General features: G+C 66.5%; 16 protein-coding genes. 10 read left to right on the plus strand and 6 right to left on the minus strand.

Translation table 11 applies throughout. The features are described 5' to 3' along the window. The first annotated feature begins 75 nt into the window (after nucleotides 1-75). From N7573_RS14490 to N7573_RS14515, 6 genes are all read left to right on the plus strand, one after another. Entirely contained in the window at nucleotides 76-1512 is a 1437-nt protein-coding gene (locus N7573_RS14490; protein ID WP_279913446.1) for an SH3 domain-containing protein, read from the plus strand. Next, a complete protein-coding gene (locus tag N7573_RS14495; protein ID WP_032130035.1) occupies nucleotides 1513-2607 on the plus strand; it encodes a dipeptide epimerase in 1095 nt (364 codons plus the stop codon). 376 nt (nucleotides 2608-2983) lie between these two features. After that, complete coding sequence (locus N7573_RS14500) at nucleotides 2984-3832, plus strand: MurR/RpiR family transcriptional regulator (RefSeq protein ID WP_279913594.1); 849 nt, start codon at nucleotides 2984-2986, stop codon at nucleotides 3830-3832. Nucleotides 3833-3847: 15 nt separating this feature from the next. Continuing rightward, nucleotides 3848-4609 (plus strand): L,D-transpeptidase family protein, encoded by a 762-nt coding sequence (locus N7573_RS14505; protein WP_279913595.1) that lies wholly within the window; start codon nucleotides 3848-3850, stop codon nucleotides 4607-4609. After that, nucleotides 4606-5907 carry an amino acid permease gene (locus N7573_RS14510; RefSeq protein ID WP_279913596.1) on the plus strand — a complete coding sequence of 434 codons (1302 nt, stop codon included), beginning with the start codon at nucleotides 4606-4608 and terminating at the stop codon, nucleotides 5905-5907. The genes N7573_RS14505 and N7573_RS14510 overlap by 4 nt, the downstream gene beginning before the upstream one ends. A 108-nt stretch (nucleotides 5908-6015) precedes the next feature. Further along, nucleotides 6016-6345, plus strand: coding sequence for a hypothetical protein (locus N7573_RS14515; RefSeq protein ID WP_049421182.1), 330 nt, complete (start codon nucleotides 6016-6018; stop codon nucleotides 6343-6345). 52 nt (nucleotides 6346-6397) lie between these two features. Here the strand turns inward: N7573_RS14515 and yiaA are convergent, their stop codons facing one another. Beyond that, on the minus strand, nucleotides 6398-6850 hold the full coding sequence (yiaA, locus tag N7573_RS14520; RefSeq protein ID WP_032130378.1) for an inner membrane protein YiaA: 453 nt from the start codon (nucleotides 6848-6850) through the stop codon (nucleotides 6398-6400). Nucleotides 6851-7020: 170 nt separating this feature from the next. On the opposite strand from yiaA, the gene N7573_RS14525 reads away from it, so the two are divergent. Continuing rightward, on the plus strand, nucleotides 7021-8187 hold the full coding sequence (locus tag N7573_RS14525; protein WP_279913597.1) for a PQQ-dependent sugar dehydrogenase: 1167 nt from the start codon (nucleotides 7021-7023) through the stop codon (nucleotides 8185-8187). Between the two features lie 70 nt (nucleotides 8188-8257). Here the strand turns inward: N7573_RS14525 and N7573_RS14530 are convergent, their stop codons facing one another. The 4 genes from N7573_RS14530 to folB form a co-directional block, all read right to left on the minus strand. Beyond that, nucleotides 8258-8800: a hypothetical protein gene (locus N7573_RS14530; RefSeq protein ID WP_279913598.1), complete on the minus strand. Its 543-nt coding sequence runs from the start codon at nucleotides 8798-8800 to the stop codon at nucleotides 8258-8260. 131 nt (nucleotides 8801-8931) lie between these two features. Next, the gene (locus N7573_RS14535; RefSeq protein ID WP_279913599.1) at nucleotides 8932-11106 is read right to left on the minus strand and encodes a glycoside hydrolase family 3 N-terminal domain-containing protein; all 2175 of its coding nucleotides are present in this window, start codon (nucleotides 11104-11106) and stop codon (nucleotides 8932-8934) included. A gap of 128 nt (nucleotides 11107-11234) precedes the next feature. Next, complete coding sequence (locus N7573_RS14540) at nucleotides 11235-12506, minus strand: mechanosensitive ion channel domain-containing protein (protein ID WP_279943202.1); 1272 nt, start codon at nucleotides 12504-12506, stop codon at nucleotides 11235-11237. 62 nt (nucleotides 12507-12568) lie between these two features. Then, nucleotides 12569-12922 (minus strand): dihydroneopterin aldolase, encoded by a 354-nt coding sequence (gene folB, locus N7573_RS14545; RefSeq protein ID WP_046983887.1) that lies wholly within the window; start codon nucleotides 12920-12922, stop codon nucleotides 12569-12571. 360 nt (nucleotides 12923-13282) lie between these two features. On the opposite strand from folB, the gene N7573_RS14550 reads away from it, so the two are divergent. Further along, on the plus strand, nucleotides 13283-13948 hold the full coding sequence (locus N7573_RS14550) for a hypothetical protein (RefSeq protein ID WP_279943203.1): 666 nt from the start codon (nucleotides 13283-13285) through the stop codon (nucleotides 13946-13948). Between the two features lie 141 nt (nucleotides 13949-14089). On the opposite strand, the gene tsaD is transcribed toward N7573_RS14550, so the two are convergent. Continuing rightward, nucleotides 14090-15115 (minus strand): tRNA (adenosine(37)-N6)-threonylcarbamoyltransferase complex transferase subunit TsaD, encoded by a 1026-nt coding sequence (tsaD, locus tag N7573_RS14555; protein ID WP_279943204.1) that lies wholly within the window; start codon nucleotides 15113-15115, stop codon nucleotides 14090-14092. 166 nt (nucleotides 15116-15281) lie between these two features. Between tsaD and rpsU the strand changes: the two genes are divergently transcribed. Next, nucleotides 15282-15497 (plus strand): 30S ribosomal protein S21, encoded by a 216-nt coding sequence (gene rpsU / locus N7573_RS14560; protein ID WP_002808376.1) that lies wholly within the window; start codon nucleotides 15282-15284, stop codon nucleotides 15495-15497. A gap of 133 nt (nucleotides 15498-15630) precedes the next feature. Beyond that, the gene (locus tag N7573_RS14565; RefSeq protein ID WP_004153909.1) at nucleotides 15631-16074 is read left to right on the plus strand and encodes a GatB/YqeY domain-containing protein; all 444 of its coding nucleotides are present in this window, start codon (nucleotides 15631-15633) and stop codon (nucleotides 16072-16074) included. Nucleotides 16075-16154: the final 80 nt, after the last annotated feature.

A 16154-nucleotide genomic window follows, 5' to 3' on the forward strand; every position in this document is an offset into this window, starting at 1 on the left:
TCAATAATTTATTCTTGCTTTCGACGCCGAAAGGAATAAATATTCCAACAGGCATTCGAGGAGGGTGTGCAGCGCATGATCCTGGCTTCCCGCGAACCGCGCCGGCGCTGGCCGCGCCGGTTGACCCTGGCCCTGTGCCTGCTGGCCGCACCGGCCTTCGCACTCGCTTCCCCGACGCCTGATCCCGGCGCGCCGCTGCCCTATGTGATCGGCCTGCACGAGGCCTACCTCACCCCCCAGTACTGGGCCGCGCGCCTGGACAACGCCGATGTGCCGATCCTGGACCGCAGCCAGATCGAGGCACAGAACGCGCGGATGCGGGCACAGGACGGCCACATCCAGGACATCGCCGCATTGCCAGCCCAGCTGGATGCGGCGGCGGTGCGCGCAAGCATCACCGCGCTGTCGAGCTGGCCCACCCGCACTCTGTACAACGACAAGGGCCAGGCCGTTGCGCCGGCACTGCGCAGCGCGACCGAAGCCAATCTGGGCCTGCAGTCCATTCCCGCGCAGACGACACCGCAATACGGGCTGGTGGTGAAGCGCGCTGCACTGCGTACTTTCCCCACCCGCGAGCGCGTCTTCAGCACCGTCGGCGACACCGACATCGACCGCTTCCAGGAATCGGCACTGTTCCCCGGTGACAAGGTCGCCGTGGTCCATCACAGTGCCGACGGCCGCTGGCTGTTCGTGCACAGCGAGCGCTACAGCGCATGGATCGAGGCCGACGCCATCGCCAACGGCGACAAGGCCACAGTGCTCGGCTACGGCGCGAAAGGACCGTACCGGATCATCACCGGTGCCACCACGCAGACCGCATACACCCCGGAAGAACCACGCGTCTCGCGCCTGCAGCTGGACATGGGCGTGCGCCTGCCGGTGCTGGCCGACTGGCCGGCGTCAGAGCCGGTGAACGGCCAGCAGGCGCACGCCGCGTGGGTGGTGCAGTTGCCGGTACGCGAAGCCGATGGCCGGTTGAAGCTGGTGCCGGCGCTGCTGCCGCGCTCGCAGGACACCGCCGCCGACTACCTGCCGCTGACCCCACGCCTGCTGCTGCAGCAGGCCTTCAAGTTCCTCGGCGAGCGCTACGGTTGGGGCCACGACTACGACACCCGCGACTGCAGCGGTTTCGTTTCCGAGATCTACCGCAGCTTCGGCGTGCTGCTGCCGCGCAATACCAGTGCTCAGGCGATCAGTCCGGCGCTGGACCGCGTACCGTTCACCGGCAAGGACGGCAAGGACGTGCGCGACCGCGCCGTCACCGATCTGCAGGTGGGCGATCTGGTCTACATCCCCGGCCACGTGATGATGGCCATCGGCCACGTCGACGGCCGCACCTGGGTGATCCACGATACGGCGGGCGGCAGCTGGTTCGGTGCTGACGGCAAGCGTGTGCAGGCCCATCTCAATGGTGTTTCGGTCACCCCGCTGGAGCCGATGATGGCCAGCGACAGCGTCCGCTACATCGACCGCATCACCAACATCCAACGCCTGCGTGCCAAGACCCCCTGAATGAAGATCACTGCCATCGAACTGGGCATGCTGCGCGTGCCGCTGAAAACACCGTTCAAGACCGCCCTGCGCACGGTGGAAACCGTGGAAGACGTAGTGGTGCTGATCCGCACCGACACCGGCCACACCGGCTACGGCGAAGCGCCGGCCACCGCGGTGATCACCGGTGATACCCACGGCTCGATCATCGAGGCGATCCGTCACTTCATCGCGCCGCGCCTGATCGGCCAGGACGTGGCCAACCTCAATCGCCTGTGCGGTCTGGTGCAGACCGCGATGGAGCGCAACACCAGCGCCAAGGCGGCGGTGGAGATCGCGCTGTACGACCTGTGGGCACAGCTGCATGGCGCGCCGCTGTACCAGATGCTGGGCGGCGGCGACCCGGTGATCACCACTGACATCACCATCAGCGTGGACTACATCGACAAGATGGTGGCCGATTCGCTGTCGGCGATCGAACGCGGCTTCGAGTCGCTGAAGATCAAGGTCGGCAAGGACATCGGCCTGGACATCGAACGGGTCAAGGCGATCCACGCTGCTGTGGAAGGCCGCGCCCTGCTGCGGCTGGATGCCAACCAGGGCTGGACCGCCAAGCAGGCGGTGCATGCCATGCGCACGCTGGAGGAAGCGGGCGTGGTGCTCGAGCTGCTGGAGCAGCCGGTGAAGGCCGCCGACATCAGTGGCCTGAAGTACGTGACCGACCGCGTCAACACGCCGGTGATGGCCGACGAAAGCGTGTTCAGTCCAAGCCAGGTGATGGACCTGATCCAGCAGCGCGCGGCCGACATCATCAACATCAAGCTGATGAAGACCGGCGGCCTGTCCAACGCGATCCGCATCGCCGACATCGCCGGTATCTACGGTGTGCCCTGCATGATCGGCTGCATGATTGAATCCAGCATCAGCGTGGCCGCGGCCGTGCACCTGGCGGTGGCCAAGAGCGATGTGATCACCAAGGTCGATCTGGACGGCCCGTCGCTGGGCCAGTTCGACCCGGTCAGCGGGGGCGTGCATTTCAATGAATCGGAGATCAGCATCAGCGACGTACCGGGGCTGGGCATTACCGAAGTGCGTGGGCTGGAGATGCTGGGTTGAAGCGCGCAGTCGAGCATGGCTCGACTCTACAAGGGCCGTGCGTATCTGATGCTCGGTCGGGCGTTACTTTTCTTTTCGCGAAAAGAAAAGTAACCAAAAGAAACGCTCCGCCAGCCGCGAGCCGACGTGCTGCGCACGTCGGTGCCCTGTGCTCCTCGGTCCGGCGAGGGACGGCGCGGAACTCGCTGCGCTCAGACACCCGTGCCTCTTCGCCCTCGCCGGACCTGCGGTGCTCGGCTCGCTTGAAAGCGGACTCAACGTCAAAGGCGATAACTGCACTCCGTATCCCCTTCGCGGCTGGCACGCGCGCGACCCATTCCTTGAAACGCTCTACGCTGCCAACCGCAGCGCGCCTACATATGCCCGGACTCCCCGCATGCCGCCCCTGCTGAAGATCCGTTCCGAGCGCGGGCAGATGTCGGCCATCGAGCGTCGCATCGCCGACTTCATCCTCGACAACGCTCACCTGCTGCGCGACTACTCGTCCCAGCAGCTGGCCAGCGCGTTGGGCATCAGCCAGTCCAGCGTGGTGAAGTTCAGCCAGAAGCTCGGCTTCAAGGGCTACCCAGACCTGAAATATTCGATCGGCCAGGACGTGGCTCGCGCCGGTGCCGATCCGCAGCAGACGCCCAGCGAACCCGACAGCGGCGATGACTACCTGCGCCTGGGCGAGGCCCTGCGCCGCAGCAAGGCACAAGCCGAAGAGGAAACCCGCCAGGCCAACCCGCGCGGGGAAATCGAGCGCATCGTGCAGCTGCTCGACGGCGCGCCGAAGCTGTTCGTGTACGGCCTGGGTGACGACGGCCTGTACGCGCGTGAGTTCGCCATGCGATTGTCGCTGCTCGGCCTGCTGGTGGTGCCGCATACCGACCCGATCCTGATGCTGGCCAACCTGTCGGCGGCACGCCCGGGCGATGCGCTGCTGGTGTTCTCCGAGTTCGGCAACCTGCCCCAGCTTTCGCAGCTGTCGCGCCAGTTCCAGGACATGGGTGGCAAGGTGATTTCCATCACCCGCCACACCGCCAACCCGCTGCGCGCGCATGCTGATGCAACACTGGTGGTGTGTGCGCACGACCGCACGCCGCAGGTCGCGCAGCTGCTGTACCGTAGCGCCATGCACGCCCTGCTCGATTTCCTGTTCGTGCTGCTCTGCCACGCCAATCCGGACCGCCAGCAGCAGCTCGCGGTGAACCTGGAGCGGATCGACCACCTGCTGGATTCCTGACCGGAGCGCACGTTGATGAAATCGCTGGCCCGTCTCGCCACCACTGCGCTGCTGCTTGCCGCTGCGGTGTCCGTCCACGCCGCGCCGCTCGATGGTGCACGCCAGCTGATCGTGGTTACCAGCGACAACTGGGACAGCACCCAGGGGCAGCTGCAGGCCTATGTACGCGACGGCAAGGGCTGGCACGCGCACGGGCAGGCCTTCCCGGTCGCGCTCGGCCGTACCGGCAGCGCGTGGGGCCTGGGCCTGCATCCGGCACAGGGCGAAGGCCCGCAGAAGCAGGAAGGCGATGGCCGCAGCCCGGCCGGCGTGTTCGCGCTCGGCAGCGCCTTCGGCTATGCCATCACCCGCCCCGGCACCGCGATGGCCTACCAGCCCATGCTTGAAAGCAGCTACTGCATGGATGTGCCCGGTTCACCGTTCTACAACCGCATCGTCGATGCGAGGAAGGTCGGCAGCGCCGCGGTCAAGGGCTCCACCGAGCCGATGCGGCTGGACCTGCACAACAAGGGCGACGTGCGTTACCAGGAAGGCTTCGTGATTGCCCACAACCCGGACAACCAGCCCGGCAAGGGCAGCTGCATCTTCGCCCATCTGTGGCGCGCGCCCGGTGAGGCCACGGCCGGCTGCACCGCCATGCCGCAGGCGCGCATGCAGGCCCTGCTGGACTGGTTGCGCCCGCAGGATACGCCGCGCTTCGTGCTGCTGCCGCGCGCCGAGTACACGCGCCTGCAGGCCCAGTGGCAGCTGCCCGCACTGAGCGGAGACGCCCGTTGAGCGCGCAGGACGAACCGCAGCTGCAGCGCGCGGTCAGCCGCTGGCAGATCGTCGGCCTGTCGATCAACGATGTGATCGGCAGCGGCATCTACCTGCTGCCGGCCGCCACCGTCGCCCTGCTCGGCCCCTTCAGCCTGTGGGGCGTGGTCGCCGCCGGCATCGTCGTTGCCCTGCTGGTGCTGTGCTACGCGCAGGCCGCCAGCTACTTCGATGAACCCGGTGGCAGCTACCTGTATGCCCGTGAGGCGTTCGGGCGATTCGCCGGGTTCGAGATCGGCTGGATGATCTGGTTGACCCGCATCAGCTCGGCGGCCGCATTGAGCAATGCACTGGCCGATGCGGTCGCGCGCTTCTGGCCGTGGGCCGGCGCCGGCATGGGCCGCATCGCGGTGATCGTGGTGTCGCTGGGCTTCCTGACCGGCGTCAACATCATCGGCGTGCGCTCGGCTGCGCGTACCGGCGTGGTGCTGGTGATCGGCAAGATGCTGCCGCTGCTGCTGTTCGTGGCCATCGGTGCGTTCTACATCGATCCGCAGCTGGCCTTCTCCGGCCAGCGCCCGGACCCGCATGACCTGCAGCGCATGGGCGAAGCCGCCTTGCTGCTGCTGTACGCCTACGCCGGCTTCGAGAACATTCCGGCGGCCGCCGGCGAGTACCGTAATCCGCGCCGCGATATTCCATTCGCCCTGATCACCATGATCATCACCGTCACCGTCATCTACGGCGCAGTGCAGGTGGTGGCGCAGGGCACGCTGGCCGGGCTGTCCAGTTCGGCCACGCCGCTGGCCGATGCCGCCGCCGGCTTCGGTGGCGAGGCACTGGCGCTGATCCTGACCGTCGGCGCCACCATCTCCATCCTCGGCACCAACAGCAACACGATGATGATGGGCCCGCGCTTCCTGTTCGCGCTGGCGCGCGATGGCTACGGCCCGAAGATCCTGGCCCAGGTGCATCCGCGCTTCCATACGCCGGCCGCATCGATCCTGTGCCAGGGCCTGATCGCGCTCGGGCTGGCGCTGTCGGGGTCATTCGTGCAGCTGGCGCTGCTGTCGATGACCACGCGCCTGTTCGCCTACATCGGTACCGCCGCGGCAGTGCTGGTACTGGCCAAGCGCTACGCCGACCGCCCCGGTGCATTGAAGCTGCCGGGCGGCCCACTGATTCCGGTATTGGCGCTGCTGCTATGTGTTGCCCTGTTCGCCAGTGCGAGCTGGCAGAACATTGCCGCCGCGCTGGTGGCGTTCGCCATTGGTGCAGTGATCTACAAACTGCCGCGCAAGGATGCCGACGCCGAGTGAACGGTGGCGCGCCCTGACCGGCAGATTGATCTGACGATCACGCTGCCGGCCCCGGCCGTTAACCGCCTCGCAGGCACGATCAGGTTTCGTCCACAACGGAGCCCTTCCATGACCGAGTACCAGATCCCCGGCCGCGTACCGGACGACAGCACACCGCGCGACGCGGTCAGCAACTACTGGCGCGAACGCTACACGGCCGAGCCGTACTACGACGACCAGCTGTTCTTCGAGGACTATGAGCCGGCCTATCGCATCGGCCACGCAGCGCGTGCGCAGGACATGATCCGCGCCTACGAACAGGTCGAAGCCGAGCTCGAATCACGCTGGGCCAGTGAACGCGGCCGCAGCCGCCTGGACTGGGCGCAGGCACGCAGTGCCGTTCGCCGTGGCTGGGAGGAAGCGCAGCAGGTGGAACCGCGCCTGGCACGCGGCCCCTGACGGACCCGATATGCGGCAACGCCGGGCATGGCCCGGCGCTACCGTTGCTGCATCACTCCTGTTCCGGCAGCGGCGGCACGGCCGTGCTGCGCTTGCTCTCACCGCCACCGGCGGCGATCAGGTCGCGGGTGTTCTTCTGCACCGCCACCGCACCGAACAGCGACAGCGCGAAGGCCATGCCGTAGAAGCCCTTCTCGCTCAGCACCAGGGTGGCGTTCCACAGGCCAACCAGCAGCAACAACAGCGCAGACAGCAATGCGAACCAGCACAGCGCGTAATACAGGCCACTCACCGGGATTCCCTCGACACGGTCGCGCACGCTCTTCTGCAGCGACACCGCTGCGAACAGGCCAAACAGGAGCAGGGTGAGGTAGTAGCCCTTCTCGTTCAGCGGCATCTCCGCATTGAACAGGCCTATCAGGTAGGCCACCGCGCCGAGCAGCAGGGCCACCCAGGAGGCGGCAATGAAGGCCGGCGAGGGTCGATGGATGATCGGTGCGTTCATTGCGGTTCCTTGCAGTCAGGCGGGCATGCTTTGCCCGGGCGAACCCACCCTAGACGATCCCGCCGCCGCCGCACAGGGGGAAACAGGACCTTCGGGCCAGGACCGTCACCGCCCCGGTGGTATACAAGGGAGAGCCTGGCCATCCGCATCCCCTTCCGCTGGAGATACCCATGACCCGCACGCCCCTGCTGCTCGTCCTCGGCCTGTTGCCGATCCTCGCCACCACGGCCTGCAGTGCCGCCGGCCCCGATGCCAGTGGGCAGAAAGCCGCCGCTGCCAGCACAGACGCTGCCGACCAGCGACCGTTCACCGCATCCGAAATCACTCGTTTCGACCAGCCGTGGGCAATGACCTTCCTGCCCGATGGCAGCCTGCTGGTCACCGAAAAGCGCGGCAAGCTGCAGCATCTGGACCTGGCCGGCGGCCAGAAACACGAGATCACCGGCGTTCCGAAGGTCGCTTATGGCGGCCAGGGCGGCTTCGGTGACGTGATCCTGCACCCGCAATTCGCGAGCAACCACGTGGTCTATCTCAGCTATGCCGAGGAAGGCACGCTGGACACCCGCGGCGCTGCCGTGGCCCGTGCCACGCTGGCGCTGGATGCCAACGGTGCCGGCCAACTGAAGGACCTGAAGGTGATCTGGCGACAGAGCCCGAAGGTGAGTGGTGAAGGTCACTACGGCCATCGCCTTGCTTTCGGCCCGGACGGCAAGCTGTGGATCAGCTCCAGCGAGCGCCAGAAGTTCGATCCGGCACAGGACATGGGCGGCAACCTCGGCAAGATCATCCGCCTCAACGATGATGGCAGCCTGCCCGCCGACAACCCGTTCGCCTCGCAGGGCGGCGTGGCCGCGCAGGTGTGGTCACTGGGCCACCGCAACATCCTCGGCATGGCCTTCGATGCCAACGGCAAGCTGTGGGCACACGAGATGGGCCCGGCCGGCGGTGACGAACTGAACCTGATCGTGCGCGGCGCCAACTACGGCTACCCGATCGTTTCCAATGGTGACCATTACGACGGCCGCCCGATTCCCGACCACGACACGCGCCCGGAATTCGCCGCGCCGAAGGTGACCTGGACGCCGGTGATCTCGCCGGCCGGCTTCGTGATCTACAGCGAGAACCTGTTCCCGCAGTGGAAGGGCAGCGGCTTCATCGGTGGCCTGTCCTCCACCTCGCTGGTGCGGGTGGCCTTCGACGGCGACAGCGCGCGCGAAGCCGAGCGCTTCAACATGGGCGAGCGCATCCGCGAAGTGGAACAGGGCCCGGATGGCGCACTGTGGCTGCTGGAGGACGGCAACAAGGCGCGCCTGCTGAAGCTCACCCCGAAAACCTGACAGGATGGTAGTGCCGGCCGCTGGCCGGCACGTTTTCCCGCAACGGCCCCGCACGCGGAGCCGTCTGTGTTCATTGAATGGTGATGACCTTCACCTCGGTCTTCGTGCAGGCCTGGTCCAGGCACTGCCCGTTCAGCCACACCTGGCCATCGCCGATCATCACGCCCTGCTGGTTGACGAACACCTTGCCGAAGTCCTGTTCGGACACCGCCTTGACCACCACCGGCGTGATGATCTTCTCGTAGCTGCGCTGGAACTCACCGGGGCCGGTGATCTTCTTTCCGTTAGCGATATTCAGCGGGAAGCGCACTTCCTCCACCACCGCAGCGCGATCACCGCCGACCACCGCGGTCTTGAACGCGTTGAACACCTTCTCGTACTGCGCGGCGTCGCCGAGCAGCGTCTCAATGCGTGCACGCGCGTCTTCCGCGGGCGCATCCGTCGGTGCGGCGCCGGCCGGCTCGGCAGCAGCCTTCGCCGGTTCAGCCGCAGGCGTCGCCGCAACACTGGCCTCCATCGGCGGCGGTGCGTCCACCGCAGGCTCGGCCGGCGGTGCCGGCTGCGAACAGGCCGCCAGCAACAGGGCGGGAATCAACACAGCGATCGTGCGCATGCGCGGGCATCCATCGGTTCAAGAACACCGATGGTAGCGCCGCCCCAGTGAGGACAACAAAAAAGGGGACGGAGGGGATTAAGTCGTTTGTGCCACTAACGACTTAATCCCCTCCGTCCCCTTTTTTTCGATCAGGCCTTCAGCAGTTCGAACTGCACGGCTTCGCCTGCCGCCGACGAGGCGCAGACCCACAGGTCGAACTGGCCCGGCTCGGCACGCAGCACGCCGTCGCGGCCGGTGAACGCCAGCTGCTCGCGGGTCAGGGTGAACACCACTTCGGTCGACTCGCCCGGCTGCAGCGCCACCTTGCGGAAGTCCTTCAGTTCGCGCACCGGACGCACGCGGCTGGCCACGCGGTCGTGGATGTACAGCTGCACCACTTCCTCGCCGGCCACGTCGCCGCTGTTGGTGAGCGTGGTGGTGATGGTCAGGCTGTCGTCCCAGCCAAGCTGCGCCGCACTCAGCTGCGGCGCACCGTAGGCGAAGGTGGTGTAGCCGATGCCATGCCCGAACGGATACAGCGGCTCGTTCGGAATCTCGCGCCAGCGGGCCTTGAACTCCGACATGGTCGGCAGTTCCGGGCGGCCGGTGCGCGGGTGATTGTAGAAGTACGGCTGCTGGCCGGACACCTGCGGGAAGCTGACCGGCAGGCGGCCGGACGGGCTGTAGTCACCGAACAGCACATCGGCCACGGCATGGCCAGTCTGGGTGCCCAGGTACCAGGTCACCGCCACGGCCTGTGCATTGCGCACCGCGCCCTGCAGCGCCAGCGCGCGGCCATTGCGCAGCAGCACCACCAGCGGCTTGCCGGTCATCGCCACTGCCTCGGCCAGCGCCTGCTGTGCCGGCGGCAGGGTGATCTCCACGCGCGACTGCGCTTCACCGCTGTAACGCTGCGGTTCGCCCAGCGCCAGCACCACCACATCGGCGCGCAGCGCGGCGGCCACGGCCGCTTCGGTACCGCCCGGAATCGCGGCTTCCAGATCGCAACCCGGCACGATTTCCAGTAGCGCTTCATCGCCGATGGCGGCGCGCACGCCGGTTTCCAGATCCACGTAGCGCTGCTTGTCGCCGAACAGCGTCCAGCAGCCTTCGATGTTTTCGCGGTCCTGCACGAACGGGCCGATCAGCGCGATCTTCTGCCCGGTCTTCTGCAGCGGCAGCACGCTGTCACGGTTGTTCAGCAGCACGATCGAGCGACGCGCCGCATCGCGCGACAGCGCGTCATGTGCGGCAATGTGCGAGGTATCGGCTTCGCGCGCCGGGTCCAGCGAACGGTACGGGTCGTCGAACAGGCCGATGGTTTCCTTCAGCCACAGGATGCGGCGCACGCCTTCATCCAGCACCGCCATCGGCACCTCGCCGCTCTCGACCAAGCCCGGCAGGTGCTCGGCGTAGAAGCCGCTCTGCATGCTCAGGTCCAGGCCGGCGGTGAACGCCTTGGCGGTGGCATCGCGGTCGTCGGCGGCATAACCGTGCGCGACCAGTTCCATGTCGGCGGTGTAATCGGAGATCACCACGCCCGGGAACTTCCACTCACCGCGCAGGATGTCGGTCAGCAGTTCGGCGTTGGCGCTGGCCGGTACGCCGTTGATGTCGTTGAACGAGGACATCACGGTGATCGCGCCCGCATCGAAGGCGGCCTTGAACGGCGGCAGGTGCACGTCGCGCAGGGTCTGCGGCGAGATGTCCACCATGTTGTATTCCATGCCCGCCATCACCGCGCCATAGGCGGCGAAGTGCTTCGGCGTGGCCAGCAGCGAATCGGCAGCGCGCAGGTCGCTGCCCTGGAAGCCGCGCACGCGGGCGGCGGCGAACGCACACCCCAGCACCACGTCCTCACCGGCACCTTCGGCACCACGGCCCCAGCGCTGGTCGCGGGCGATGTCCACGGCCGGCGCATAGGTCCAGTGCAGGCCAGCAGCGGTGGCTTCGATGGCGGTGGCGCGTGCGGTGCGCTCGGCCAGCTCCGGTTCGAAGCTGGCGGCCTCGCCCAGCGGAATCGGGAACACGGTACGCATGCCGTGGATGACGTCGGCGGCCAGGATCACCGGAATGCCCAGGCGGCTCTCTTCGGTGGCGACCTGCTGGATGCGGCGGCCCAGCTCGGCGCCCACACCATTGAACAGCGAGCCGACCTTGCCCTCGCGCACCTGCTGCAGCACCTGGTCGGCATTGCGCACGTTGGCTTCCGGGTTCACGTCCGGGGCGAACGGGCGGACCATGTCCGCGAAGACACCCAGCTGGCCGACCTTTTCCTCGACGGTCATCTGGGCAATGAGGGATTCGATGCGATCGGAGGCCACCGGCAGTCCTTGATGAAAACGTTTACAAGCCCGGCATTCTAGCGATCCCGGGCGATTTGGCGAGAGGTTTCTTCATTCAGTTTCAGCCACCAGCGGGGTCCGTATGGCCCCGCCGGGAGCACCGCAGCTTACTCCGAGCCGGCCAACTGGCGCTGCCCGGCCATCAACATGGCGTCGCTGGAGGCCTGGAACACGCGCAGGCCGAAGGCCGGCAGGATCGCCAGCAGGTGGTCGAAGATGTCCGACTGCACCGCCTCGTACTCGCCCCAGGCGGTGCTGCGGGTGAAGCAGTACAGCTCCAGCGGCAGGCCCTCGGTGGTCGGCTGCAGCTGCCGCACCAGCAGGGTCATGTCGGTATGGATGCCCGGGTGACTGCGCAGGTAGCGCTCCACGTACGCACGGAAGGTGCCCAGGTTGGTCACCCGGCGGCTGTTCACCTCGGCCACGCCCTGCTCGCGCAGGCGCTCGTTCCACTGGCCCAGTTCCTGCTCCTTGGCCTGCAGGTAGTCACGCAGCAGCGCGAACTCGCCGAGGAAGGCCAGGTCGCCTTCGTCCATAAAACCGACGCTGTGCTGGTCCAGGTACAGCGCGCGCTTGATCCGGCGGCCACCGGCCTCCTGCATGCCGCGCCAGTTCTTGAACGACTCGGTCACCAGCTTCTTGGTCGGGATGGTGGTGATGGTCTTGTCGAAGTTCTGCACGGTGACGGTGTGCAGCGCGATGTCGATCACATCGCCATCGGCGTTCTGGCTGGGCATCTCGATCCAGTCGCCGATGCGCACGCGGCCATCGCCACTGATCTGCACGCTGGCCACCAGCGACAGGATGGTGTCCTGGAAAATCAGCATCAGCACTGCGGTGGCCGCGCCCAGGCCGGTCACCAGCGGGCCCAGCTTCACCCCCAGCAGGGTCGCAATGATGGACAAGCCGGCGGCCACGAACACCACGATCTTGACCACCTGCAGGTAGCCCTTGATCGGCTTGTTGCGCGCATCGGGCTTGCGCTCGTATAGGCTGTTGGCCGCGTCCAGCGCATGCGAGAACGCCATCGACACCGTCAGTACGGCCCACACGATGCACAGCTTGATGATGACCTTGACCAGGCCTTCCGGCAGATCCGGGATGAGGGTGATGCCCGAGGCGATCACCTGGCTGGGCACCACGTTGGACAGGCGCGAAATGACCCGCATCAAGTGGCTGCCGCGCCCGGACTCGGCGCCCGGCAGGCGCTGCAGCAGGCGCCGCAGGCCACGCACCAGGATGCGCTTGGTCACCCAGTTGGCCAGGCCCGCTGCGATCAGCAGGGCTGAGATCATCAACGCCAGGTAGGCGCCGGGATAGGGTTCCAGTGTGTTCTGCAGCTTTTCCAGCCACTGTACCGCCACCACCGCGTCCACCATCAGTTGTCTCCTTGCGTTGTCGTTGTTGTTGGGGGTGCCGGCCAGCGGCCGGCACTACTGGGTCAGTCCCGCGTGCGCTCGATGATCACGCCCACCGCGCGCGCGCCACGCACCGCGCCCGGCTTGCTCAGTTTCAGGCGCAGCCACTTCACGTCGAATTCGTCCAGCACGATCTGTGCGCAGCGCTCGGCCAGGGTTTCCACCAGGCCGAATTCCGACTCGCGCACGAACTGCTCCAGGCGCTTGCTCACCGCCTTGTAGTTCAGGGTATGGGCGATGTCGTCGGAGGCCGCGGGACGACGGTTGTCAAAGCCCATCTCCAGGTCGAACACCAGGTCCTGGCGGATCCGTCGTTCCCAATCGTAGATACCGATCAGGGCGTCGATCGTCAGCCCCTCGATGAAAACCTTGTCCATTTCGCTTAACCAGCCCGAATACAGGGGGCCATGGTAACGGCACGACGGTGAGCCTGCCCGGAACGGGCGGTGGGCGCCCGGCAGGGACGCGGCTCCAGAAAAAACAAAGGGCCCCGCTAGCAGGGCCCTTTGGTACTACCGTTTGTCCCCGGGGGGAGCTGTTGAACAGCCGCGGGTCCCGGTGGCGCAGGCACGCAGATTAGGTAAAGACGAGATCACCGGTCAAGGCCAATTCCGACAGGGCAGGTCAGGTAGTCGTCCGAGGTCAAACGCAGAGAATCAGCCGCGCAGACAACGACGTTCCCTGATGGCCGCCGCCGCCCACTCTCGCGAACATCGATCCCTCCTTCACCACCGCACATGACGATGGCTCCACACGATGTACTGCGGCGCGCGTTGTCAGCGGAGCGTCTGTCTACTTACGAGAGAATCGCATCGACCTGCAGCCCCGACGTCACAGCCGAATCTCTGTACCTCTGGAACATGCGGATGTGCGGTGCACTGATGATGCCGGTCCATCTGTGCGAAGTGGTCACCCGTAACGCCGCTGCTACCGTGCTCGCCCGACAGCATGGCCCGCGTTGGCCCTGGAATGATGCCTTCCGACGCAGGCTGCCAACCTCGTCCTGTACTTCCGCACGTGCAGCACTGGAACAGGTTGCTGGCCGCACGACCGATACACCCGAAATCGTCGCCAAGCTGCCGATGGTGTTCTGGCAGCAGCTTTTCACCTGTCGCTTCGACGACACGCTGTGGATACCCGCACTCAATGGAGTTCTGCGGCATGCACCCTCAGCTCATCCCAGCGTCATCAGAAAAGCCATCCACGCTGACATCGGACGCATTCGCCATCTGCGCAACCGCATCGCGCACCACGAACCCATCCTGGAACGCGACATCGGTGCCGACCTGGCGGCGATCGGACGGCTGATCCACGCCCGCTGCCCGCATACGCTGGGCTGGCTGCAGCGCCATGAGCGGGCGACAACGGTGTTGGCGGCGTCGCCGTTGGCAGGGCGTCCGTAATGTGTAGCCGGGCGTAGCCCGGCGCTACGGAGGCCTGCCTGTAGAGTCGAGCTTGCTCGACTGCTCTGTGTTCGTCATTGCGCCCAGTCGAGCAAGCTCGACTCTACAAACGCCGATCGAGCGGTTCGCGCGGCCGGGGGCTCAGACCGCCGGCAGGGTCGCCATGTCCCAGCGCGGGGTCACGCCCACCTTCGGCGGGCTGTACTGGCCGGCCTGCAGCCGCAGCGCGCCGGCGAAGGCGATCATCGCGCCGTTGTCGGTGCACAGTGCCGGCCGCGGGAAACAGGCCCGTCCGCCGAGGCGCTCGGCCATCTGCTGCAGGCGTGCGCGCAGGCGCTTGTTGGCGCCGACGCCGCCAGCCACCACGATCACGTTGGTGCCGGCCGCTTCCAGCGCGCGCTCGCATTTGATCGACAGAGTCTCGACTACGGCGTCTTCGAAGCCCCGAGCGATGTCGGCGCGGGTCTGTTCGCTCTGGTCACTGTCGCGCCAGGCCATCAGGACCTGGGTCTTCAGGCCGGAGAAGCTGAAATCCAACCCCGGGCGGTCGGTCATCGGCCGCGCGAAGCGGTAGACACCCGGCGTGCCCTGCTCGGCCAGCCTGGCCAGCTGCGGGCCGCCCGGATAGGGCAGGCCCATCATCTTGGCGGTCTTGTCGAAGGCCTCGCCGGCGGCATCGTCCAGGGTTTCGCCCAACAGGCGGTACTGGCCGATCGCGTCCACCGCCACCAGCTGGGTATGGCCACCGGACACCAGCAGCGCCACGAACGGCGCTTCCGGCGGGTCGTCCTCCATCAGCGGGGCCAGCAGGTGGCCTTCCATATGGTGTACGCCCACCGCCGGCACCTCCAGCGCCCAGGCCAGCGACCGCGCCACGCCGGCGCCGACCAGCAGTGCGCCGACCAGACCGGGACCGGCCGTATAGGCCACGCCGTCGATATCACCTACACCCAGGCCGGCGTCGGCCAGGGTCTGGCGCACCAGCGGCAGCAGCTTGCGGACGTGGTCGCGGCTGGCCAGTTCCGGCACCACACCACCGTATTCGGCGTGCAGGGCGATCTGGCTGTAGACCGCATGGGCGCGCAGGGCCGCGCTGCCGGCCAGGTCGGTGTCATACACCGCCACGCCGGTCTCATCACAGGAAGATTCGATGCCAAGGACTCGCATGCCTGCTATTATGACGCCCCTGCCGCCCCCTCGGGGGACGTGCAGGTCTCACTGCTTTCGAACCTCTGGCCCGTATTCAGGGTTGGCCGCTTGCAGTTTGTCTATTCGCCGCTATAATGTGCGGCTCGCCGGGCGTGACCCGGTTCTACTGTGTCCCGGAGATTCCATGCCCAGCGTCAAAGTCCGCGAGAACGAGCCCTTCGAGTTTGCTCTTCGCCGCTTCAAGCGCACTTGCGAAAAGGCCGGTGTGCTGGCCGAAACCCGCAAGCGCGAGTTCTACGAAAAGCCGACCCAGGAGCGCAAGCGCAAGGCCGCCGCTGCTGTGAAGCGTCAGCTGCGCCGCTCGTCGCGCGACGTTACCAAGCGTCAGCGCCTGTACTGATCGGACGCATCTTCATTGCGATGGGCTTGCCTGTCGCGATGGAGCCGAAGCCGGCACGCGCGAGCGTCGCCGGCTTTTTGCGTTTCCGGGTTCGGGCATCCGCCCCGCCCCACCTACTACCACGAGGTTCCTCATGAGCATGAAGCAGCAGCTCACCGAAGACATGAAGGCCGCCATGAAGGCGGGCGAGAAGCACAAGCTGGGCGTGATCCGCCTGATCAACGCCGCCATCAAGCAGCGCGAAGTGGACGAGCGCATCGAGCTGGATGACACCGCCGTGATCGCCGTGCTCGACAAGATGGTCAAGCAGCGCAAGGACTCGGTCAGCCAGTTCGAAGCCGCCAACCGCGAGGACCTGGCCGAGATCGAGCGCGCCGAGATCGTGGTCATCGAAGCCTACCTGCCGGCCAAGATGGGCGAAGCCGAGATCGTCGCCGCGATCCAGGCCGCCATCGCCGAGACCGGCGCTTCCGGTCCGGCCGACATGGGCAAGCTGATGGGCGCATTGAAGCCCAAGCTCGCTGGCCAGGCCGACATGGGTCTGGTCTCCAAGCTGGTCAAGCAGCAGCTGGCGTAAGCCATTGCCGGGGTCGGATCCCTTTCGCATCGCGGAAGGGCTCTGACCCCATTGATGCACCCGCTTCACCGCACCTTCGA

The organism is Stenotrophomonas sp. GD04054, from assembly GCF_029836955.1.
Lineage (GTDB): Bacteria > Pseudomonadota > Gammaproteobacteria > Xanthomonadales > Xanthomonadaceae > Stenotrophomonas > Stenotrophomonas maltophilia_A.